This is a genomic window from Moritella sp. 28, from assembly GCF_018219435.1.
Classification (GTDB): domain Bacteria; phylum Pseudomonadota; class Gammaproteobacteria; order Enterobacterales; family Moritellaceae; genus Moritella.
In genome coordinates this window covers 1,721,485-1,743,871 of sequence record NZ_CP056121.1, presented here as the reverse complement: position 1 = coordinate 1,743,871, position 22,387 = coordinate 1,721,485, and the positions used below count along the sequence as shown (strand labels likewise).

At 39.3% G+C, this 22,387-nt stretch carries 16 protein-coding genes and 10 tRNA genes; 20 read left to right on the top strand and 6 right to left on the bottom strand.

Annotation, left to right across the window (positions count from 1 at the left end; translation table 11 throughout):
- Positions 1–115: 115 nt before the first annotated feature.
- Positions 116–2,110, bottom strand: coding sequence for an excinuclease ABC subunit UvrB (gene uvrB / locus HWV02_RS07730; RefSeq protein WP_211690073.1), 1,995 nt, complete (start codon positions 2,108–2,110; stop codon positions 116–118).
- Positions 2,111–2,877: 767 nt separating this feature from the next.
- Between uvrB and HWV02_RS07725 the strand changes: the two genes are divergently transcribed.
- The 19 genes from HWV02_RS07725 (at position 2,878) to HWV02_RS07635 (ending at position 15,613) form a co-directional block, all read left to right on the top strand.
- Positions 2,878–2,953: transfer RNA gene (locus HWV02_RS07725), tRNA-Asn, on the top strand.
- A 133-nt stretch (positions 2,954–3,086) separates the two neighbouring features.
- Positions 3,087–3,162 (top strand) — tRNA-Asn (locus HWV02_RS07720).
- Between the two features lie 134 nt (positions 3,163–3,296).
- Positions 3,297–3,372: transfer RNA gene (locus HWV02_RS07715), tRNA-Asn, on the top strand.
- A 134-nt stretch (positions 3,373–3,506) separates the two neighbouring features.
- Positions 3,507–3,582 (top strand) — tRNA-Asn (locus HWV02_RS07710).
- Positions 3,583–3,629: 47 nt separating this feature from the next.
- A tRNA-Asn gene (locus HWV02_RS07705) sits at positions 3,630–3,705 on the top strand.
- A 47-nt stretch (positions 3,706–3,752) separates the two neighbouring features.
- A tRNA-Asn gene (locus HWV02_RS07700) sits at positions 3,753–3,828 on the top strand.
- A 47-nt stretch (positions 3,829–3,875) separates the two neighbouring features.
- Positions 3,876–3,951: transfer RNA gene (locus tag HWV02_RS07695), tRNA-Asn, on the top strand.
- Positions 3,952–3,998: 47 nt separating this feature from the next.
- Positions 3,999–4,074: transfer RNA gene (locus tag HWV02_RS07690), tRNA-Asn, on the top strand.
- Positions 4,075–4,121: 47 nt separating this feature from the next.
- Positions 4,122–4,197, top strand: a tRNA-Asn gene (locus tag HWV02_RS07685).
- 85 nt (positions 4,198–4,282) lie between these two features.
- A tRNA-Asn gene (locus tag HWV02_RS07680) sits at positions 4,283–4,358 on the top strand.
- A 232-nt stretch (positions 4,359–4,590) separates the two neighbouring features.
- The gene (locus HWV02_RS07675; protein ID WP_211690072.1) at positions 4,591–6,450 is read left to right on the top strand and encodes an EAL domain-containing protein; all 1,860 of its coding nucleotides are present in this window, start codon (positions 4,591–4,593) and stop codon (positions 6,448–6,450) included.
- Positions 6,451–6,588: 138 nt separating this feature from the next.
- Positions 6,589–7,170 carry an electron transport complex subunit RsxA gene (gene rsxA, locus HWV02_RS07670; protein WP_211674789.1) on the top strand — a complete coding sequence of 194 codons (582 nt, stop codon included), beginning with the start codon at positions 6,589–6,591 and terminating at the stop codon, positions 7,168–7,170.
- 12 nt (positions 7,171–7,182) lie between these two features.
- The gene (gene rsxB, locus HWV02_RS07665) at positions 7,183–7,731 is read left to right on the top strand and encodes an electron transport complex subunit RsxB (RefSeq protein ID WP_211674788.1); all 549 of its coding nucleotides are present in this window, start codon (positions 7,183–7,185) and stop codon (positions 7,729–7,731) included.
- Between the two features lie 5 nt (positions 7,732–7,736).
- Positions 7,737–10,541 (top strand): electron transport complex subunit RsxC, encoded by a 2,805-nt coding sequence (gene rsxC / locus HWV02_RS07660; RefSeq protein ID WP_211690071.1) that lies wholly within the window; start codon positions 7,737–7,739, stop codon positions 10,539–10,541.
- Position 10,542: 1 nt separating this feature from the next.
- A complete protein-coding gene (rsxD, locus tag HWV02_RS07655) occupies positions 10,543–11,592 on the top strand; it encodes an electron transport complex subunit RsxD (protein WP_211690070.1) in 1,050 nt (349 codons plus the stop codon).
- A gap of 9 nt (positions 11,593–11,601) precedes the next feature.
- Positions 11,602–12,237 (top strand): electron transport complex subunit RsxG, encoded by a 636-nt coding sequence (gene rsxG / locus HWV02_RS07650; RefSeq protein ID WP_211679179.1) that lies wholly within the window; start codon positions 11,602–11,604, stop codon positions 12,235–12,237.
- Positions 12,234–12,941 (top strand): electron transport complex subunit E, encoded by a 708-nt coding sequence (locus HWV02_RS07645; RefSeq protein WP_211690069.1) that lies wholly within the window; start codon positions 12,234–12,236, stop codon positions 12,939–12,941. Before rsxG ends, HWV02_RS07645 begins: the two co-directional genes overlap by 4 nt.
- Positions 12,942–13,069: 128 nt before the next feature.
- Positions 13,070–13,711 carry an endonuclease III gene (gene nth, locus HWV02_RS07640; protein ID WP_211690068.1) on the top strand — a complete coding sequence of 214 codons (642 nt, stop codon included), beginning with the start codon at positions 13,070–13,072 and terminating at the stop codon, positions 13,709–13,711.
- A gap of 606 nt (positions 13,712–14,317) precedes the next feature.
- Complete coding sequence (locus HWV02_RS07635) at positions 14,318–15,613, top strand: magnesium transporter (RefSeq protein ID WP_211679176.1); 1,296 nt, start codon at positions 14,318–14,320, stop codon at positions 15,611–15,613.
- 182 nt (positions 15,614–15,795) lie between these two features.
- Here HWV02_RS07635 and HWV02_RS07630 read toward each other — a convergent pair whose 3' ends face one another.
- The 4 genes from HWV02_RS07630 to HWV02_RS07615 form a co-directional block, all read right to left on the bottom strand.
- A complete protein-coding gene (locus HWV02_RS07630; protein ID WP_211679175.1) occupies positions 15,796–16,362 on the bottom strand; it encodes an acetate uptake transporter in 567 nt (188 codons plus the stop codon).
- A gap of 523 nt (positions 16,363–16,885) precedes the next feature.
- Positions 16,886–17,326, bottom strand: a complete 441-nt coding sequence (gene gloA, locus HWV02_RS07625) for a lactoylglutathione lyase (RefSeq protein ID WP_211679174.1) — start codon at positions 17,324–17,326, stop codon at positions 16,886–16,888.
- Between the two features lie 140 nt (positions 17,327–17,466).
- Positions 17,467–19,416: an LTA synthase family protein gene (locus tag HWV02_RS07620; protein ID WP_211690067.1), complete on the bottom strand. Its 1,950-nt coding sequence runs from the start codon at positions 19,414–19,416 to the stop codon at positions 17,467–17,469.
- 264 nt (positions 19,417–19,680) lie between these two features.
- The gene (locus HWV02_RS07615; RefSeq protein WP_211690066.1) at positions 19,681–20,562 is read right to left on the bottom strand and encodes an OmpA family protein; all 882 of its coding nucleotides are present in this window, start codon (positions 20,560–20,562) and stop codon (positions 19,681–19,683) included.
- 220 nt (positions 20,563–20,782) lie between these two features.
- Between HWV02_RS07615 and rnt the strand changes: the two genes are divergently transcribed.
- Positions 20,783–21,472 carry a ribonuclease T gene (gene rnt / locus HWV02_RS07610; protein WP_211679171.1) on the top strand — a complete coding sequence of 230 codons (690 nt, stop codon included), beginning with the start codon at positions 20,783–20,785 and terminating at the stop codon, positions 21,470–21,472.
- Positions 21,473–21,575: 103 nt separating this feature from the next.
- On the opposite strand, the gene HWV02_RS22785 is transcribed toward rnt, so the two are convergent.
- Positions 21,576–21,893 carry a hypothetical protein gene (locus HWV02_RS22785; protein WP_255550612.1) on the bottom strand — a complete coding sequence of 106 codons (318 nt, stop codon included), beginning with the start codon at positions 21,891–21,893 and terminating at the stop codon, positions 21,576–21,578.
- Positions 21,894–22,387: the final 494 nt, after the last annotated feature.

Genomic DNA, 22,387 nt, shown 5'->3' with positions numbered 1-22,387 from the left:
GTCGGTAAACCACTTTGATAGAACAATTTAGATAAAATAAAAAGCGAAACCGACTTAACGTTATTTACAGTCATTGGTTTCGCTTTTTCGTTTCTATTAACTTAGCTGTTCACGACTATTGAATCAGTTGCTCACGCAGTTTAGCCACTTTATCGCGTGTTTCACCGGCTTTTTCAAACTCTAAATCTTGTGCGTATTTATACATCTGCTCTTCTAAGCGCACGATCTCTTTACTCAGTTCTGCTGGAGTAAACACTGCATAGGTCGCCTTCTGTTCGGCAATATGCATCATTTGTTGCTCTGGTGTTCTACCTATATTTAACCCATCACCGACCTTCTTCTTCAGTCCTTTTGGTATAATGCCATGCTTCACGTTATGTTCATGCTGTAAAGCACGGCGACGCTCAGTTTCGCTAATGGCTTTATCCATCGATTTGGTGATGCGATTAGCATATAAGATAGCTTTACCTTCGAGGTTACGAGCAGCACGGCCAATGGTCTGGATCAGCGAGCGTTCAGAGCGTAAGAAACCTTCTTTATCGGCATCTAAGATAGCAACCAAAGACACCTCAGGCATATCTAGACCTTCACGTAGTAAGTTAATACCAACGAGTACATCAAATACACCTAAACGTAGATCTCGAATAATCTCCACACGCTCAACAGTATCAATATCTGAGTGTAAATAACGCACCTTCACGCCATGATCTGCAAGGTATTCAGCTAAGTCTTCAGACATACGCTTAGTTAATGTCGTTGCGAGTACCCTTTCGCCCTTTTCTACACGTATATTAATTTCGCTGAGTAGATCATCAACCTGCGTATCAACCGGACGTACTTCAATGATTGGATCTAATAGCCCTGTCGGTCGTACGAGCTGCTGAACAATTTCACCTTCGCAACGATCCAACTCATACTGACTCGGCGTTGCTGATACGTATAAGGTTTGCGGTGAGATAGATTCAAACTCTTCAAACTTAAGTGGCCTGTTATCCAAGGCCGATGGTAAACGGAAACCAAATTCAACCAATGTTTCTTTACGTGAGCGATCACCTTTATACATAGCGCCAATTTGCGATACGGTTACGTGGGATTCATCGATAACCAGCAAGCCGTCATCCGGTAAGTAGTCCAATAAGGTTGGAGGCGCATCCCCAGGCACACGCCCAGACAGGTAACGTGAATAATTTTCAATTCCTGAGCAATAACCAAGCTCTTGCATCATCTCAATATCAAATTGCACACGTTGGCTAACGCGCTGTTCTTCAATTAACTTGTTTGCTGATAATAATTGTTTCTTACGTTCTGACAATTCTACCTTGATGTGTTCAATTGCATCTAAGATCTTTTCTCTTGGCGTAACATAGTGCGTCTTAGGATAAATAGTCGCGCGTTCAGCCGTCTTTTCAATAGCGCCTGTTAATGGATCAAAATAGCTAATACGTTCAATTTCATCATCAAACATTTCGATCCGAACCGCATGCTTATCTGATTCTGCTGGATAGACATCGATAACTTCGCCACGTACACGGAATGTCGAACGTTTAAAGTCCATATCATTACGCGTATATTGCAATTCAGCTAAGCGACGAATGATACTGCGTTGGCTGATAATTTCACCCACGGACACATGTAACATCATTTTTAGGTAAGATTCTGGATCGCCCAAACCATAAATAGCAGAAACAGACGCAATAAGGATCACATCACGACGCTCTAACAATGCTTTTGTTGCTGATAGACGCATTTGTTCAATATGGGCATTTACAGCTGCATCTTTCTCAATAAAGGTATCAGTACTTGGTACGTATGCTTCTGGCTGATAATAATCGTAATAAGAAACAAAATACTCTACCGCATTATTAGGAAAAAACTCTTTCATCTCGGCATAGAGCTGTGCGGCAAGCGTTTTGTTTGGTGCCATGAGTAATGTAGGACGATTTAATTTCGCAATCATATTAGCAACAGTGTAGGTTTTACCCGACCCTGTAACACCTAATAAGGTTTGACTGGCGACACCAGCATTAAAACTATCAACCAGCTGTTCAATTGCTTGAGGCTGATCACCACTCGGGGTATATTCAGAACATAAATCGAATAAAATCGTCATTATTTAAGATCACAACTCGGCTTTTAAATATATATGTTACCCATAATACCAATTTACACTTATCGCGCCATAAGAATTATCTATCCGCACTGAGAGTTTGATGGATAATGCGAATAGAAACTACAACAGGTAACATAAAAAACAAAATGTCAAGTAGTTATCAACAGGAATTGAAAATACTGCATTTTCATGGTCACTTTTGATACAAGCATTTGAATGCATAAGTTATCAACAGATTTAAACACAAGACTAAAAACCTAAAGCACTGATTTAATTGAGAATGAGCTAATATAACTTATATCAACATGCGCTTTTTAAAATCCCTAGATTAGTTACTCTTTTACTTTTACAGATTTAATCAACAGAGTTACCCACAGATTTAGTGGATAACTTAATTAAAAATGTCATATTCACAATGCTCAATAACAAAAAGACATATTGTTATGTATAAAATTTAAATTAAACTTGTTTGTGATGGCCCATATTTGTAAAAGCCGTTTCGTATTATTAAAAATCTCTGCTATATAGAAAGAAACTAGCGATATAAGATAGGTTCGGTATTGCTCTTCTATAGTAAGACCCAAATATTTACATGCTTGTCGTACAAATCAATTGTTTACTTAAACTACGCTATCAATATTTCTTAGGCATCATCGGTCAGTTATTCGACAAAAAAAAGGCAAATAACAGTTTTGGCCGTTTTATTATTGACAGTAGAATCATCTGACTTTAATATTCGCTCCGTCTTCAACACAAAGACAAGTAATTCCCCTTTAGTTCAGTTGGTAGAACGGTGGACTGTTAATCCATATGTCGCTAGTTCAAGTCTAGCAAGGGGAGCCATATTTTCTTTCTTTAACAGAGAAAGTAACAGTCAGTGATTTATTACACGTATCAATATACGGAGTTTGAATCATTGGTTGGCTTCACAAGAAGCACACAATTTATTAGCTTCAAGAGAAGCAAAAAGAATAATTCCCCTTTAGTTCAGTTGGTAGAACGGTGGACTGTTAATCCATATGTCGCTAGTTCAAGTCTAGCAAGGGGAGCCACATTTTCTTTCTTTAACAGAGAAAGTAACAGTTAGTGATTTATTACACTGTACTAACATACACAGTAATCATCATTAATTAGCTTCACAAGAAGCACACAATTTATTAGCTTCAAGAGAAGCAAAAAGAATAATTCCCCTTTAGTTCAGTTGGTAGAACGGTGGACTGTTAATCCATATGTCGCTAGTTCAAGTCTAGCAAGGGGAGCCACATTTTCTTTCTTTAACAGAGAAAGTAACAGTTAGTGATTTATTACACTGTACTAAGATACACAGTAATCATCATTAATTAGCTTCATTAGAAGCACACAATTTATTAGCTTCAAGAGAAGCAAAAAGAATAATTCCCCTTTAGTTCAGTTGGTAGAACGGTGGACTGTTAATCCATATGTCGCTAGTTCAAGTCTAGCAAGGGGAGCCATATTACCTAAATTGCTTATTACATAGCTGTTTATGAAAACGAATAATTCCCCTTTAGTTCAGTTGGTAGAACGGTGGACTGTTAATCCATATGTCGCTAGTTCAAGTCTAGCAAGGGGAGCCATATTACCTAAACTGCTTATTACATAGCTGTTTATGAAAACGAATAATTCCCCTTTAGTTCAGTTGGTAGAACGGTGGACTGTTAATCCATATGTCGCTAGTTCAAGTCTAGCAAGGGGAGCCATATTACCTAAACTGCTTATTACATAGCTGTTTATGAAAACGAATAATTCCCCTTTAGTTCAGTTGGTAGAACGGTGGACTGTTAATCCATATGTCGCTAGTTCAAGTCTAGCAAGGGGAGCCATATTACCTAAACTGCTTATTACATAGCTGTTTATGAAAACGAATAATTCCCCTTTAGTTCAGTTGGTAGAACGGTGGACTGTTAATCCATATGTCGCTAGTTCAAGTCTAGCAAGGGGAGCCATATTACCTAAACTGCTTATTACATAGCTGTTTATGAAAACGAATAATTCCCCTTTAGTTCAGTTGGTAGAACGGTGGACTGTTAATCCATATGTCGCTAGTTCAAGTCTAGCAAGGGGAGCCAAATTCTTTATTATCAATATAAAGAGTCATAGTATGTTGTATAAATAATCACAACATATTAGCTTTGTAAAAAGCACACAATTTGTTCCCCTTTAGTTCAGTTGGTAGAACGGTGGACTGTTAATCCATATGTCGCTAGTTCAAGTCTAGCAAGGGGAGCCACTTCTTTTAATATCTAATAATCCCACCTAATAACAAGATCTATAATAATACTCTTGACGAGTAAATTAATATTTATAACTAGAACACCTCTCCGACTAAGGTTTAATTTTTACTAAAATAGTGCCCGTTATCGCATAATCTATATCCGACTACCCCTTATACGTATTTTTATTGATCTAAACAGGTTAATCTAGCCTAACAAGGATGTAAAAATATTATAGGGATAATGAAAATGACGGATTATTTTCGCTGCAACCTTTCTATCACATTTGTTTTTTTATGTATGTTGATCAGTTCATTAGGGCTTGGCTACCATTCATTAAATTCATCATTGTCGGTACAAGGCAGTATTGTTAATGATGCATTGAGTCAAAGAATAAGTCTTGATTCAATTACGGATAATAATACGAAATTATTAACAGAACACCTCGGACTAAGCCAATTATTCATTCAAACAGAATCTATATCTTCGAGTTGGGACTCCAATATCAACTACCCTATCCTGATCCAGTTGCTCTTCCCTCAACTCGCTAAAAAGTTTTCAGGTGCCACAGATTTATTTAGTTATAAATTTAAGCTCAGATTTAATGACAAAGATAACGCACAAATTAAATTACTAAGCACTTTTATTATTTCACTCTTTATCGCCTATTTATTATGCCTTGCGTCCGTAAAACGATTATTAGTTAAGTTAGAAAGGAATATCTTGAAGGAAATGGGTAACACGGAAAAACCAAAATACCATGTATTTCCAGCTATCACCCGCCGTCTTGCCCAGCATAAAGCAGACCATCATAAAGAATTACAAGATCAGCATGATAAAATTGAAGCCCTATCAAAACAAATTAATATGGATAATTTAACTGGTTTATACAATCGATTCTACTTTCGTGGTGAGCTTGTAGATGTATTGTCGGAAAAAAATAAACCCCAATCAGCCATTCTCGCATTAATTCGCGCGACGGCGCTTGGACATATCAATAAACACAGAGGGTTTCAGCGCGGCGATACTTACCTAAAAGATATATCTAATATTCTTAAGAAATGTACAAAACGTTATCCAGATAGTCGATTATACCGCGTTTCAGGCCCTGATTTCGCCATTATCATACCTAATATGACAGCAGCAGTCGCACATAAATTGGCACGAGAAACCAAAGCGAATCTTGATGATTATCAATCACTTCATGATCTAGAAAATGTTGCGTATATAGGTATAACGACAGTTCATTCTGGCCAGCAGCCTGAACAAGTATTAGCGCGTGCGGATACTGCATTAGCGAAAGCACAACTCGAAGGACCTAATTATTGGGCATTCCAACAGCAAGATGCCCAGCAAGAAAATCAAGGACAATCTTATTGGAAAGATGTGATTGAAGAGATTATCAATAAACGCAGCCTGATGTTACTCAGTCAACCAGTACAACCCATTCACCGTAACATGAAAAACTACCAAGAAATTTATACTCGTTTTATTGGTAGCAACAATGCCATACTGCCAACTCACACCTTATTTGCAATGGCTCAACGCTTGGATTATACCGTTAAGCTTGACCAAATAATTATCGAAAACATCATCAGTAATAGCCGGACACAAATGGATGGTTCCAGTCGATGGGGAGTTAATCTAGCCTCACAGTCCGTGCAAAGTAGCGCATTTATTGTCTGGCTAGAACGCTTATTATTACGCGAACCAAATATCGCGACCAATTTAGTTTTTGAAATTGATGAAGTTATTCTAGAAAGAAATATCGTCTCAAGTAAGCGTATAGTCGATATGCTGCGCCGCGTTGGTAGCCGCTCAGCAATTAGTAAATTTGGGCATGGTATTAGTTCATTCAAACTCTTTAGAGAACTAAAGCCAGATTACATAAAAATAGACAGTGGTTTAATTCAATCAATTACAGATGATAATGCAAGTCAGCAGTTTTTACGTATGATTGTTGATGTGGCTCATCGCATGAGTTGCCAAGTAATTGCCGAAGGCGTTGAAGACTTAGCGCAAAAGCAATTACTCGAATCCATGTATGTTGACGGGATCCAAGGTTATCTCATCTCAAAACCTGCTCCATTAAGTAAAATAGCCTGTTAAACAACAAAAACCCAAGGTAACGTAAGGATACTAATTAATTATTAGCCTTTTTACGTTATCAATTTACTTATTTTCTATTGTAACAATGATACAGATACCCGATAATATGGCCTCCCATAGTAACTGTACTACTTCATCATGACCGAATATCTTTTATTGCTAGTAAGCACTGTTCTTGTAAATAACTTTGTACTAGTTAAATTCCTTGGTTTGTGCCCGTTTATGGGTGTATCGAGCAAACTAGAAAGTGCGATTGGCATGTCATTTGCGACAACATTCGTACTGACCATTGCCGCCATGTCTTCATACCTTGTTGAAACCTATATTTTAAGGCCGCTCGGCTTAGAGTATCTCCGAACGCTTAGTTTCATTCTTGTCATTGCCGTTGTCGTACAATTTACCGAAATGGTTGTGCATAAAACCAGCCCTACTCTTTATCGTTTGTTAGGTATTTTCTTACCACTCATCACGACTAACTGCGCGGTACTAGGTGTTGCACTACTCAATATTAATGAAAAACATAACTTTATAGAAAGTGCCGTGTATGGTTTTGGTGCTGCTGTTGGTTTCTCATTAGTGCTTATATTATTTGCGGCTATGCGTGAACGGATCGCAGCAGCAAACGTCCCGGCCCCTTTTAAGGGTACTTCAATCGCCATGATCACAGCAGGTCTTATGTCACTTGCGTTCATGGGTTTTACGGGCTTGGTTAAACTTTAACTATTGATAACTATGACTACTATTCTTATTGCAATTATTACCCTTGTTATTCTCGCCGCTTTATTTGGGCTCGGGCTCGGCTGGGCAGCTATTCGTTTTAAAATTGAAGGTAACCCTGTTGTTGAACAGATCGATGCCGAGTTACCACAAACACAATGTGGCCAATGTGGCTATCCGGGCTGCAAGCCTTATGCAACAGCCGTGGCTAACGGTGAAGAAGTAAACTTATGCGTTCCAGGTGGTGCTGATACTGTCGAAAAACTTGCCGATATAATGGGAGTTGAAGTCAAGCCTATTGCAGAGCAAGAACACGACGCCAGTATCAAAATGGTTGCGCGAATTATTGAAGAAGACTGTATTGGTTGTACTAAATGTATTCAGGCCTGCCCTGTTGATGCGATTGCAGGTGCAACACGCGCCATGCACACAGTGATCGTCGATGCTTGCACAGGCTGTAAATTATGTGTTGCACCCTGTCCTACCGATTGTATCGTGATGGAACCAGTACAAGCTGCATGGAAGTGGCAATTAGACTCTATCCCTGTAGTGAATATTAAGTAGGTCACATGATTTCATTAATCGAACAAATTAAAAATGGTAAACTGTGGCGCTACTTTGGTGGTGTACATCCACAAGAAAATAAGGCCCAGTCAACGCGCTTAACAATTACGACGGCGAGTATCCCTAAACACCTGATAATTCCTGTTAAGCAACACATTGGCCAAGGCGGTCAGATAATTGTTGCTCCAGGTGACAAAGTTTTAAAAGGCCAACCGCTAACAGCATCCGACTCGTTTATGTCTGTGCCGGTTCATGCCCCAACGTCAGGTACGATTGAGCATATTGCACAATATCCAAGTACTCACCCATCAGCAACGCCTGAAATTGCAATAAAACTAATTTGCGATCAAGAAGATCGAACACTCGAAAATGAGCCAGCACTCGATTATAAGCAGCTATCAACAGCTGAATTGCAACAACATATAAGCCTAGCCGGTGTTGCTGGTATGGGTGGTGCAGGTTTCCCAACGGCTGTAAAATTAAGTGATAAGCAGCCAATTGAGTTCTTACTAATCAATGCTGCTGAATGCGAACCTTATATTACTTCTGATGATGTGCTCATGCGTGAACGCGCTGATGATATAATTCAAGGTATTGAGATATTACGTCACATGATCAAACCTGTACTTTGTGTCATCGGAATTGAAGATAATAAACCTGATGCCGCAAATGCGTTAGAAACAGCGATTAAAACAGCCAATCTAAGTGCTTATATCATCGTACGTAAAGTGCCGACAAAATACCCGAACGGTGGTGAAAAGCAGTTAATTAAAGTATTAACGGGTAAAGAAATTAGTAAAGGTCAGATACCTGCACAATCAGGGGTCGTCATGCAAAACGTCGGTACTATTTATGCCGTCAAACAAGCAATCATAGATCGCCAGCCATTATTAAGCCGTATTGTTACCTTAACCGGCAAAGCATTCCCACAACCACGCAATGTAGAAGCGTTAATTGGTACGCCAATCAGTGCATTACTGGGTGAGTTCGAGTGCGATGAAGAAAAAGCCGCTGCGATTATTTATGGTGGCCCTATGATGGGATTTACATTACCGCACGGTCTGTTTTCACTGACTAAAACAGGTAACTGTATTTTAACGCCAATCAAAGATGAAATACCGCAAGTAAGAGAACCTGATGCGTGTATTCGTTGTGGTGAATGTTCTGAAGCTTGTCCAGTCGATTTATTACCACAGCAATTACATTGGTATAGCCAAGCAAAAGACGTCACTAAACTTGCCGATTATAATCTAATGGATTGTATCGAATGTGGCGCCTGTAGCTATGTTTGCCCGAGCCAAATACCACTTGTTCACCAATACCGTATTGCGAAAGTTGAAGTACGTGAAAGTGATGCAGAACTTGCTGCGGCAGCGATTGCTAAAGAACGTTTTGAGAAACGTAATGAACGCCTAGCATTAGAAAAAGCGCAGCGTGAACAGCGTCAAAAAGAAGCTGCAGAAAAACGCCGTGCAGCAGCAAAAGCGACGACGGGTGAAGATCCTGTTAAAGCCGCAATGGAACGTATCCAAAAAGCCAAAGCTGCAGAACAAGTTACAGCCGATGGTAACACAAATAAAGGTTCTGCAGTTGCGGATGCAATTGCTCGCGCTAAAGCCAAGAAAGCCGCTGCCGCATCCACTGATACTAGGGTTCCAGATAATACAGCTGTCATTGCAGAACGAAAAGCGAGAAAAGCAGCTGCTAAAGCTAAGCGAGAAGCCGAAGGTTCACAACCTGCAGAAACAACAACTAGTCCAGCGATTGAAGCGAAAAAAGCAGCGGTTGCCGATGCTATCGCTCGTGCCAAAGCCAAAAAAGCTGCCGCACAAGCAGGCGAAACCACAACTGTCACACCAGCACCTGCAGTTGATGCAAAGAAAGCCGCCGTTGCTGCTGCAATTGCTCGTGCTAAAGCCAAGAAAGCAGCTGCGCTGTCAGGCGAAACCGTAACTGATACACCAACGCCTGCAGTTGATGCCAAGAAAGCCGCCGTTGCTGCTGCAATTGCTCGTGCTAAAGCCAAGAAAGCAGCTGCGCAATCAGGCGAAACCGTAACTGACACAGCAGCGCCTGCAGTTGATGCCAAGAAAGCCGCCGTTGCTGCTGCAATTGCTCGTGCTAAAGCCAAGAAAGCAGCTGCGCAATCAGGCGAAACCGTAACTGATACACCAACGCCTGCAGCTGATCCTAAGAAAGCCGCCGTTGCTGCTGCAATTGCTCGTGCTAAAGCCAAGAAAGTGGCTGCACAGTCAAGTGAAACAGCAACTGACACTGACATACCAGCGCCTGCTGCTGATCCTAAGAAAGCCGCCGTTGCTGCTGCAATTGCTCGTGCTAAAGCCAAGAAAGCGGCTGCACAGTCAAGTGAAACAGTAACTGACACTGACATACCAGCGCCTGCTGCTGATCCTAAGAAAGCCGCCGTTGCTGCTGCGGTTGCCCGCGCAAAAGCCAAGAAAGCGGCTGCACAGTCAAGTGAAACAGCAACTGACACTGACATACCAGCGCCTGCTGCTGATCCTAAGAAAGCCGCCGTTGCTGCTGCGGTTGCCCGCGCAAAAGCCAAGAAAGCAGCTGCACAGTCAGGCGAAACCACAACTGATACACCAGCGCCTGCAGCTGATGCCAAGAAAGCCGCCGTTGCTGCTGCGGTTGCTCGCGCAAAAGCTAAAAAAGCCACAGCGCAAACAAGCGATTCACCCGACGAGGCTCAACCAACCGAGCCTGTCGATAAGAAAAAAGCAGCTATTGCCGCGGCAATAGCAAAAGCGAAAGCAAAGAAACTAGCCCAACTTGGTGACAAATAACATGGCATTTAGATTAGCAAGCTCCCCCCATAATCACAGTGGTAGTAGCACCAGTAACCTGATGCGTACCGTTATTCTGGCGACAATCCCAGGTATTGCCGCACAATGGTATTTTTTTGGTGCAGGTAACCTCATCCATATCGTTTTGGCCTGTATGACAGCCATTATTACTGAAACCGTAATTTTGAAGTTACGTAAGCAACCAATACTAAGCCGAATACAAGATAACAGTGCTTTGTTAACTGGTTTATTAATCGGTATTTCAATACCCGGCTTTGCGCCTTGGTGGATCAGTGTCATGGGGGCAGTATTTGCCATTGGTATTGCAAAACATCTTTATGGGGGATTAGGTCAAAATATCTTTAACCCTGCAATGGTCGCTTATGTGATGTTACTTGTTTCATTCCCGCTGCAAATGACAACTTGGCCCCCTGTGAGTGAAATAACAGGTTATGAATTATCATTATGGGATGTCTTTAACGTTATTTTTTCAGGCATTACCTTAGACGGTCATACCGCGCATCAGCTGATGCAAAATATTGACGGTATCACGATGGCAACCCCGCTTGATACCTTAAAAACAGGTCTGGCTATGGGCCATACGGTTAGCGAGATCCAAGCCAAAGAACAATTTAGCTGGTTATCAGGTTTAGGCTGGGAATGGATTAATTTAGCCTTCCTTGCAGGCGGTGTTTATTTACTGAGTAAACGCGCGATCCTCTGGTATATCCCAGTAGGTTTGTTAGGTGGTTTATTTGTAATAAGCTTCATTGGTTACTTGTGGGAACCGGATGCTGTAGGTTCGCCAATATTTCACCTGTTCTCAGGTGCAACCATGTTAGGCGCATTCTTTATTGCCACCGATCCGGTATCAGCATCAACAACACCAAAAGGCCGACTCATATTCGGTGCATTAATTGGTGCATTAGTTTATATCATTCGAACTTGGGGCGGCTATCCTGATGCAATTGCGTTTGCAGTACTACTCGCGAACATGTGCGTACCGTTAATTGACTATTACACTCAACCCCGTGTTTACGGTCATAAATAGGAGATCACCATGTTAGTATCAATGAAAAAAAATGGTGCGATACTCGCCTTATTTGCTTTTGCTTGTACCTCTGTTGTTGCGATCACGAATACGGTGACAAAAGACCGTATTGCAGAACAAGAACAAACCCAATTACTGAAAATCATTAACCAGCTATTGCCAGAAAATGGTCATGACAATAATATTTTTCAAAGTTGTAAATTAATGACGAATGAAGCACTACTTGGCACATCTGAACCGCAACGTATTTTCACGGCAACAAAAAATAATGAACCTGTAGGCTACGCAATTGAAGGTATTGCACCAAAGGGCTATAGCGGTAATATTAAACTCGTTGTCGGTGTTGATACCGTCGGTAAAGTAACGGGTGTACGTATTCTTGGACACAATGAAACACCAGGATTAGGTGACAAAGTTGAATACCGTAAATCAAACTGGCTAGATGACTTTGTTGACCAAACGCTAACTAAAGAGAATGCACATACTTGGGCCGTGACTAAAGATGGCGGTGACTTTGATTCATTCACTGGCGCCACTATTACACCTAGAGCAGTTGTGAGTTCAGTGAAAGATATACTTACTTTTTATCAGTCAGATCAATTTTCTGAACTACAAAGCGCGCCTTCTTGTTGGAGTAAATCATGAGCCAATATCGAGATATTATCTATCAAGGGTTATGGAAAAATAATCCTGGTTTAGTACAAGTATTAGGGCTTTGTCCCCTACTTGCCGTAACGGCAACCGTCACGAATGCGATGGGACTAGGGTTTGCGACCTTATTAGTACTTGTTGCTTCGAATACGACAATTTCTCTGATACGTGAATGCGTGCCAAAAGAGATACGTATTCCTATTTTTGTCATGATTATTGCCTCATTTGTAACAACAGTACAATTACTTATGAATGCCTATGTTTATGAATTATATCAATCTCTTGGTATTTTCATTCCGTTAATTGTAACCAACTGCATTATTATTGGTCGTGCTGAAGCATTTGCATCACGTAATAAAGTCTTACCTTCTGCGGCTGATGGCTTCTTTATGGGTCTTGGTTTTGCCAGCGTATTAATTGTATTAGGTGCTATTCGTGAAGTATTAGGTCAAGGTACTCTCTTTGACGGCATGGACCTACTATTAGGTGACTGGGCGAGTGTATTGCGTATTGAAGTCTTTCATGCGGATACAAGCTTCTTGTTAGCAATTTTAGCGCCCGGTGCATTTATCGGTATGGGATTTTTGATGGCTCTGAAGCATGCTATTGATGAACAACTAGATAAACGCCGTAAAGCACAGCCTGTTAGTGTATCTGAGCCTGAGTCAGTTTCAGATACTGAATCGACAGCGAATTAATCAACACAAACAGTTATTAAAACAACTTAAGCCATACTAATTTATAATTATCAGTATGGCTTTATCCAATTTCATTAAATAAGTGATCATCTATTTATTGTGATTGGTATCATATATAGGATCAAGATATGAACAAGGATAAACGCCGCATTATTTTAGAGCGTCTGCGTGATAATAATCCCCATCCTGAAACTGAGCTAAACTTCTCCTCAGCATTTGAGCTACTTGTTGCAGTTACGCTGTCAGCCCAGGCTACAGATGTGAGTGTAAACAAAGCGACTAATAAACTTTTTCCTGTTGCAAATACGCCACAAGCGATCTTTGATTTAGGTGTTGAAGGGCTAAAAGGCTATATTAAAACGATTGGTTTATACAACACCAAAGCTAATAACGTCATTAAAGCCTGTCAGATTTTATTAGAGAAGCACAATGGGGTTGTACCCGAAGATCTGGATGCCTTAGTTGAACTACCAGGTGTTGGCAGAAAGACCGCGAATGTTGTATTAAACACTGCATTTGGTTGGCCGACAATCGCTGTTGATACGCATATCTTCCGCGTCTCAAACCGCACTAAGTTAGCCATGGGTAAAAACGTTGATCAAGTAGAAGCAAAGCTACTAAAAGTGGTACCTGCTGAATTTAAAGTAGATGTGCACCACTGGTTAATTTTACTCGGTCGTTATACTTGCATCGCCCGTAAACCGCGTTGTGGATCTTGTTTAATTGAAGATCTTTGTGAGTTTAAAGACAAAATATACCCTGAAGAATAGCGACTCGCTAGAATGATATTTAATGTAAAGTATACCGTTTCAATATTGACTTTAAATATCATTAAACTTACAATCCGCTCGAATTAATCAAACAAAGGAAAATAATATGGAAAGCGACCATTGTAGGAGAGCCTATATATAGAGACTTGGATTTAACATTATAAAACGACTCCCTCCTCTATTTATACTCTCTCATTTTATAAAGCATAAATAATCTGAAATAATAATTATTATTCAGACGTATTTGCTATTCACTACAAATACCCCTTACTTTCGATAATTAATCGGTTATGGTAAGTAAAAGTTTAATCAATATTAAATTGAATCAAGTGTGTTTAAATATTAGCTATATGTAATAAGTAACGATTGTTAATCATTACGCTACAGCAGACATGGCTACATACAAGCACTTGATTTAACAGGTGATAAAATGGAAATTGACATTCCCCCTAGTCCACTACTAATCCCAAAAGCGATATGTAGTGGTAGTGTATTTAGACTTTAATATAATTAAAGCCTAAATTAAATAACGTAATTAATATACCCACCTTCGCTGCTATTAATATTATCAAATATATTTAATCCTATTATATTGGAGGACTTCTCATGTCCAATAATACAGCGCTAAAAAATAATACACACCAACCAACATCAAATGACAACGTAAACTTAAATTTTAATGATATTAATAATTCATTTGATTTATGGAGTGATGAAACGAAGAATAAATTAATTATGTTTTTCAAAAATAATTCAATAGAAGATATTCGTCATTGGTTTAGTAATAAAACATTAAATCAATACCATCAAATAAAAAAATTATCGTTAGAGGATATTGGTTTAGATTTAAAAAAATTATTACCTGCTTGGCTACTTGCCGATATTGAGATTTTAAGTTCGGTTAACAGTCCAGTATTTTCTGTTATGTCACCATCTACCCCCCTGCTGCTAAATTCTAATATGTCAGTTGCAGAGACAGTAAAGCACGTTAAATTAATGGAAAAAGGTCTCCACTCTAAAGCTGCAATAACTGTTGACCAACATGGGCGTTATTATGGTTTATTGGAATTACAGATGCTGCTCCAACATGATAATGATGTCTTATTAGCAGATATAGCATTGCAAGTTGAACCTTGCCATCTTGGGGAAGATCAAGAGTATGCAGTCAGCCAATTACAAATGAGCAATACAGACTATTTACCCATTGTTGATATACGCGGCCATCCAGTTGGGTTGTTTCAATGGCAGCAAGCCTCTCAAGTGATGCAGGTGGAGTTAACGGAAGATGTAAATCTACAAATGGGTATTCAGAGCAACCTAAACGAGCCAAGTTACCTTGATATGTCAGTAACAGATCATGTGCGTAAACGCATATTTTGGGTGTTGGGTTTAGCTGCTATCGGGATCTTCTCTGGCATGATTATTCAGAGTTATGACGATGCGATTGCCGCATTAACAATACTCGCTTTATACATGCCTATGATTGCTGACACTGGCGGCAATGCTGGAAGTCAATCTGCAACTGTAATTGTACGTTCCTTAGCATTAGGGGAACTGAAAATTAAAAACTGGCTCACTGTTGTCTGGAAAGAGTTAAAAATAGCGAGTTTAATCGGTTTAGCGTTAGCAGTCGCTTCATTTATAAAGGTCTATTTTTTATCGGGTAGCACCGAATTACCGGGCAATATAACGTTGACATTACTAGGTTCAGCGATCGCATTAGCATTGTTTTTACAGGTACTGACGGCGACCGTTATTGGTGCAACTTTACCGTTAATAGCGAAGTCATTTCGATTAGATCCTGCCGTTGTAGCAAGTCCTGCTATTACTACCTTCGTTGATATTACGGGGTTATTGATTTATTTCTATATCACCACGACCTTACTTGGTATTACGGCTTAATTCTCTGTATTTAAATAGTAAAACTATATTGTTGGTCTTGGTGGCGATTTACGAGAAAAAGGGATTAATTAAAAACACGCGATATTGGCTATCAAAAAGGCGCGTTCAAATCATTGAACGCGCCTTTGTAATATTCATGTTTAATCGCTCTATTTACCTATTATATAAAACAGGCTTCGCGATTATTTAAAAACAGGTTTGCCAACAGGCATAACTTCACGGCCGAACTCGCCATTTAGTATTTGTGCCATGCTGAAATACATCGCACTTAAACCGCAGAAAATGCCAACATAACCAGCGATTACACCAATTACAGCACTGCCACTAAAATCACGAATAGCTAGCAGGAAAAATAATGCTGTTAATGAAGCAAATATGATTTGTTTTGCTCGTGGGTAGCGTAATGAACCAACGAATAGACCCGCAGTAAATAAGCCCCATAATAACAAATACCATGCCATGAATGGTGCAGGGCTTGCCGCTACGCCCATTTTAGGCATTAAGATCAGACCAACTAATGTTAACCAGAAAAAGCCATAAGAGATGAAGGCAGTTGTGCCAAACGTATCATTACGTTTGTAGCATAAAATACCCGCTATAATTTGGCTAATACCACCGTAGAAAATACCCATTGCAAGTATCATTGAATCCATAGGGAAAAAACCCGCATTATGGATATTTAATAAAACGGTAGTCATACCGAAGCCCATTAGGCCCAGTGGTGCTGGATTAGCTAGTTGTGTAGACATTACATATAAAACCTGTCGAATTTAAAGAGGCCGCGATTGTAGATTAATAATTCTAACAGGGCAATTTTTAATAGTTTAAAATATCAACAAAGCTATAAATATAATTTAATTCTAACGTTAAAAACGATAAAAACAAATTTAAATAAAAAGTTAACCTTTTTAACAAGTTGAATAAAAACAATAACACCACGATACAAGCCATTGATATTAAAAGCTTGGGCACATGTTAATTGTTAAATAAAAATATAGATAAGAATGTTTACATTTTATTTTCATTGAAATAGAACAACTAAAATTAATTTAGCAAGAGTTATTCTCTTTATTCATAAAGAATCATATATGTATATCAATCTGTTATATGATGCAGTTTTTATATATTTAAAAACTAAAGGAAGTGTTTAATATAACTTTATAGTATATTAAAGTTAAATAGTAGTAAGATTAAATTAATGTGACTTATTAACGATGATAAAATTTAATAAATCACACTAATAGCGAGTGATTGCAACCCAGTAATGACTTGTTACCATTCACCAATATTTTGCATTGAAGCCCAAGGTTCTTGTGGTGCTAATTTATCGCCTTTTTGTAATAACTCGATAGAGATGCCATCCGGTGAGCGGATAAATGCCATATAACCATCACGTGGAGGACGGTTAATAATGACACCAGCGGCCTGTAAATCTGCACATGTAGTATAAATATCTTCAACTTCGTAAGCTAAGTGACCAAAATTACGACCGCCTTCATACTCTTCTTCATCCCAATTGTAGGTAAGTTCAAGTGTTGGGCTAGATGTTTTTTTCGCTTGTTCTGCATCGCCAGGAGCAGCTAAAAAGATGAGGGAAAAACGTGCAGCTTCATAATCATTACGTTTAACTTCGATTAAACCAAGTTTATTACAGTAAAAGTCTAAGGATGCTTCCAAATTTTTGACACGAACCATTGTATGTAAGAATTGCATAACACGTCCTATACAGCTGAGTGATATTGAAGAATTGCTTATACTAATGATATCACAATAAAAAGGCGCTAAGAGTATCGTTCTTAACGCCTTTATATCATAGCTATACTAAGTCAAGCTTAAGCCTGAACAGATTAATACTAATTTACTGGTGTGTATAAGTTATTCTTATAAGCTAAACTACCCCATAGTGCATTAGCTTTAGCCTTAATGACCATATCTTTCGATACTGGCTTACTGGTCAAGTTCGTAGTGTTTGCATCGTAATGGTAGCTAGATTCTGGCTTTTCAGGCTGGAAAATAACGACATCATTATTATTGTCCATCCACGCAAAGTTTTTATAGAACTGCATCATCGCACGTAACTTCGATGGGTCAATGTTTTGTGTCATATCGTGACCAATCATTGGCGTCACACTATCAATGCCAGCCAGTGACAATAATGTTGGTAGCAGATCGATTTGACTTGTTAAGCGATCATCCTGACGCGGCTTCACATCACCACCAAAGATCACAGCTGGAATACGGAAATGGTCAATCGGTACTAATTGGTTTCCGTAAGCACGTGAATCATGATCCGCAATCACCACAAAAATAGTGTCTTTCCAATACGACGACTTTTTCGCTTTATTAATAAAGGTTCCTAATGCGTAGTCTGAATATTTAGCTGCATTTTCACGTGTTTGCTTCGGTGTGTTATACGCTGTAATACGATTATCAGGATAATCAAACGGGCTATGATTCGATGAGGTAAACACTAAACTGAAAAATGGCTTGTCTTGCTTAGACAACATGGCGAATTGCTCGTCCGCTTTATCGTACAGGTCTTCATCTGACGCCCCCCAAGATCCTACAAATTTAGGGTTACTAAAGGTTGGGAAGTCTTGCATATCAACAAAGCCATTACCTAAGAAGAAGCTTTTCATGTTATCAAAATAGCTCTCTCCACCATAAATGAACTGAGTGTGGTAACCTTTTTTCTTCAATGCATTTGCTGCCGTAAAGAAGTTAGTTTGGCTTTTACCTAATTTAACAACAGAACGAGCAGGCGTTGGGGAGAATCCCGTTACTACAGCCTCAATGCCTCGAACTGAACGCGTACCAGTTGCATACATACGATTAAAACTCCACGCTTCTTGTATGAGAGCATCAAGATTTGGTGTCAGTGGTAATCCCCCTAAAGCCCCCACATATCGCGCACCTAGACTCTCTTGCAACAAAATCACAATGTTCTTTGGTTTACCTTGGTAAGTTGCTTTACGCATAGCAAGAGTGGGCTGTTCGTTTGATGTAAACTGCTCAGGAGAAAGACTCGTCGATTCACGGATCAATTTAATGATTTGTTGTGTATCCATCTTACCGTAATATTTAAACGCGTCATCTTCAGACTTCATTTGCTTCACCGCGAATAGCAATGAATAAGACGAGTTTAACGCAAGGTCATTCATCAGAGGGTCGCTTGAAAACGCAATCATTGCAGGATTCATCGGACGATGCCCCAAAGTAGAACGGGCCCCCATCACACAAACAGCTACCACACACAATGCTAATATAGGACGCCAGTACCAACGAGGGAATGTCAGCCCTTTAACAAGATGACCACTTAATTTCCACCCTCCCAGCACGGTTATAATTGACGCAACCATACCAATAAATAACTCGAGCTTGTAACCACTCCAAAGCATGCCAAACACTTCTTTCGGGTAAATCAAGTACTCGACAAACAGACGATTCGGACGAACATCATACTCCATAATAAATGAAGGTGTCGCTAGCTCCATATACATCACGAACCACAAGCCTGTCACTATCCACAAACGAAGTATTACATGCCAAATTCGCCCAACCAGACCATCGTTAGAAAGAAAACACGTCAGCATTGCTGGTAATATCAACAAATAAGACAAACTCGCGATATCGATGCGTAAACCACTAAGAAAAATCGTCCCCCAACCGCTAACGTCAGTAACACGATCTGCCTGCCAGAGGCTTAATCCTAGTCGAGAAATGTTTAATAGAATGAGGCAAATAAAGAATGTAGTAACAATGGGGTAAAGTACACCCAATCGTCGTTTTAAAGAGTTAAGCATTAAATATCCTTTAGCTAAAAACGTCGTTCCATTTCTATGTGGAACAATTAATTCAGCTGATTATAAAGTACACAACTAAACCATAAAATGGTTTATTACAATGGCTTACAAATTAATACATTGTCTTACAGGTAAAACATAGGTTAATTCATATAAATAATACCGGTAGTTTAGCAGAAGACTCTGCGTAGTACTTTATTTATAATGATTTTGTACAGACAGTCTATATTGAGAATATCAATATAGACTAAGAAATGAATGCGATTAAAGAATGGGTTGCCCTAATGATATCACAACGCGTTGATTTTTTTGTCGTTCAATAATATTACTATTCGATGCTATTTGGCTTTTCTCGCCATAACCATTGGTTTCGATTTCTAGGTTTTTAAGGCCACTGTCTAAAAAATATTGCTTAATATTTTCGGCACGTAACGAAGATGTTTGTAAATTTTGTAACTCGTCGCCATAGCTACCAGTATAACTATCAACAACAACAACATTAATGTCTGGACTGTATTGTAAGAATTCACTGATCATCGCTAAACGTTGTTGACTTTTCTGTGTTAACTCATCACTTGCGGTATTAAAATCAAGCACCGAATAAGCAATATCATCCAAGCTATAGGGTAATAGGTTACTCACGCATTCTAGAAATTCTTGGTATTTATTTTGGAAGTTAACCGAAGACAGACCAACGCTAATAAACTCACCGCCGCGGTACCAGTCTCGAAAGTAGAATGTGGGATAGTCGCCAGAATCTAATGCATCAAGCATGCGCCAAGCAGGCTGCTCACTCACATACCCCGTAAATTGGCGGTACAGTTTAACATCAGCAAGATCTTGGGCTGCACTCCCCGGCTTCCAGCTTGGTGGAACAGAACGTAATGAAGCCATTTCAGCTTGCGCAGGTAGACGTTTCATATCTAATTCAAAATCAAGGTTGATTAATTTCGAGGCGCGACTAGTAAAAATGGCTTGCCCGTAACGAGGAATATCATGCTTCAAGCTACATTGTACAGGCGTAGAACGACTATTTTCCCATTGAGAGAATTCGTAATTGGCCGCATAGTTTTTTATGTTAGCAGAAGCAGTTGCTGAACCAAAAGCAACAAGTGAAGCAATTATAAAATGTTGGCAGTTGATCATACGGTTCAAAATCCTGTTTATTCGAAGCCCATATTAACTTATCGGTATTAAGTGAAATAACTTGAGTTACTTTTCTATAAATATCTAAAAAATAAAAAGTGCCTAAAATTGATTCCTTGTTGGTTATGCCGACAACTAGCAATAAATTAGTAAAGTTGATTAGAGGACAAGCAATTATTATGGCATAATCCTATCCAAGTCAACATTAATTAATGATCACATGAGCACAACTGAAAAATCAGCTTTTAGCCAACGATTCCGTGGCTACTTCCCTGTTGTTATCGATATCGAAACTGCGGGATTTAATGCACAAACAGATGCGATGTTAGAGATCGCCGCTTCTATCCTAGAAATGGATGAAGATGGTTATCTTAAAATTTCGCATACCTTACACTTTAACGTTGAACCATTTGAAGGTGCTAATTTAGAGCAAGCAGCCTTAGACTTTACCGGTATCGACCCAACTAATCCATTACGTGGTGCAGTGCCTGAACGCGAAGCGATCACCGAGATCTATAAAGCTGTGCGCAAAGGCTTAAAAGATACAGGTTGCCATCGTGCAATCATGGTTGCGCACAATGCGGCATTTGATCACGGTTTTTTAAGTGCTGCATCGAATAGAGAAAAGATTAAACGTAATCCTTTTCATCCTTTCGCTACATTTGATACCACGACACTTGCTGGTCTAGCCGTTGGTCAAACAGTACTTGCTAAAGCATGTATGGCTGCCGGTATTCCTTTTGATCATAAACAAGCGCATTCTGCTAAATATGATACAGAACAAACTGCGCAATTATTTTGCTACATAGTGAATAAATGGAAAGATATGGGCGGTTGGCCACTACCTGTTCCAGAAGAAGCAGAACTAGAAACGGTAAGTGATAGCACGTTAAACGCTGACACCGAATAAATCATTATGCCCCTTTGTAACAACAAGTATCGCGAACCTTCGTGACCCGTAATGTTGTAACTGTATAGGGGCAAAATATGAATATGAGTATGAGTATTGCTACTTAAAACTTCCCCTTAATACTGATGGTCGTAGTATCTGTATCACTTTCATAATGAAAATGTAACACTGTCGCGCCATAACTTGCTCCAGCCAGGCACCCTAATATGTTTGCCACCATGTCATTTTTACTAAACTCATTCCCTTCTTGGCCCGCATCATAGGTTTCCTTCAAAACTCCAATAGACAAACCAACGAGTATCGTCTGCCACCAACTTTCTGTATACATCATGGTTGTACCGCAAATTACCGTCTCGGCAATAAAGTGTTTCTGTTTATCATGTTCTATATCTCCGGCATTTACTGAAGTAGAAATCAACATGAGTGAGACCCAAAATATACGTCGACACTGCTGCGTAACTAGCTCAACCAATTGGTGTATAATTCGGATAGATTTATTCATATAAGCCGAATAGGGAGTCGTCTTAAGGATGAAATACCGATGAAAGCAAGTGCTGATTACAATAGTATTGATTTTATTGTTATTTATTTTAGCTAAATTAATCATGAATTATTAAACACCATAAAAATCTAACAATGCAGCCTAAACACCGACTCTAATTCGAAAAATTCACCATAAAAACTTAATAAGCACAGGTTTATTTTACAACAAACTTCCGCACAATTTAGGTGCTATCGCTAGAGCCAGCTGACAAAAACCCTATAAAGGACCTTAAAGCACAGGAATTAAAGAATAAAAACCCAAGTGCATAAAGCAATGCTAGCACTCAAAATGCTCTTCGCAACAAATGATCAATATAAAAATAACTATCAAATAGTTAAGGTTTTTCATTTTTAACGGCAATAATTCACTAC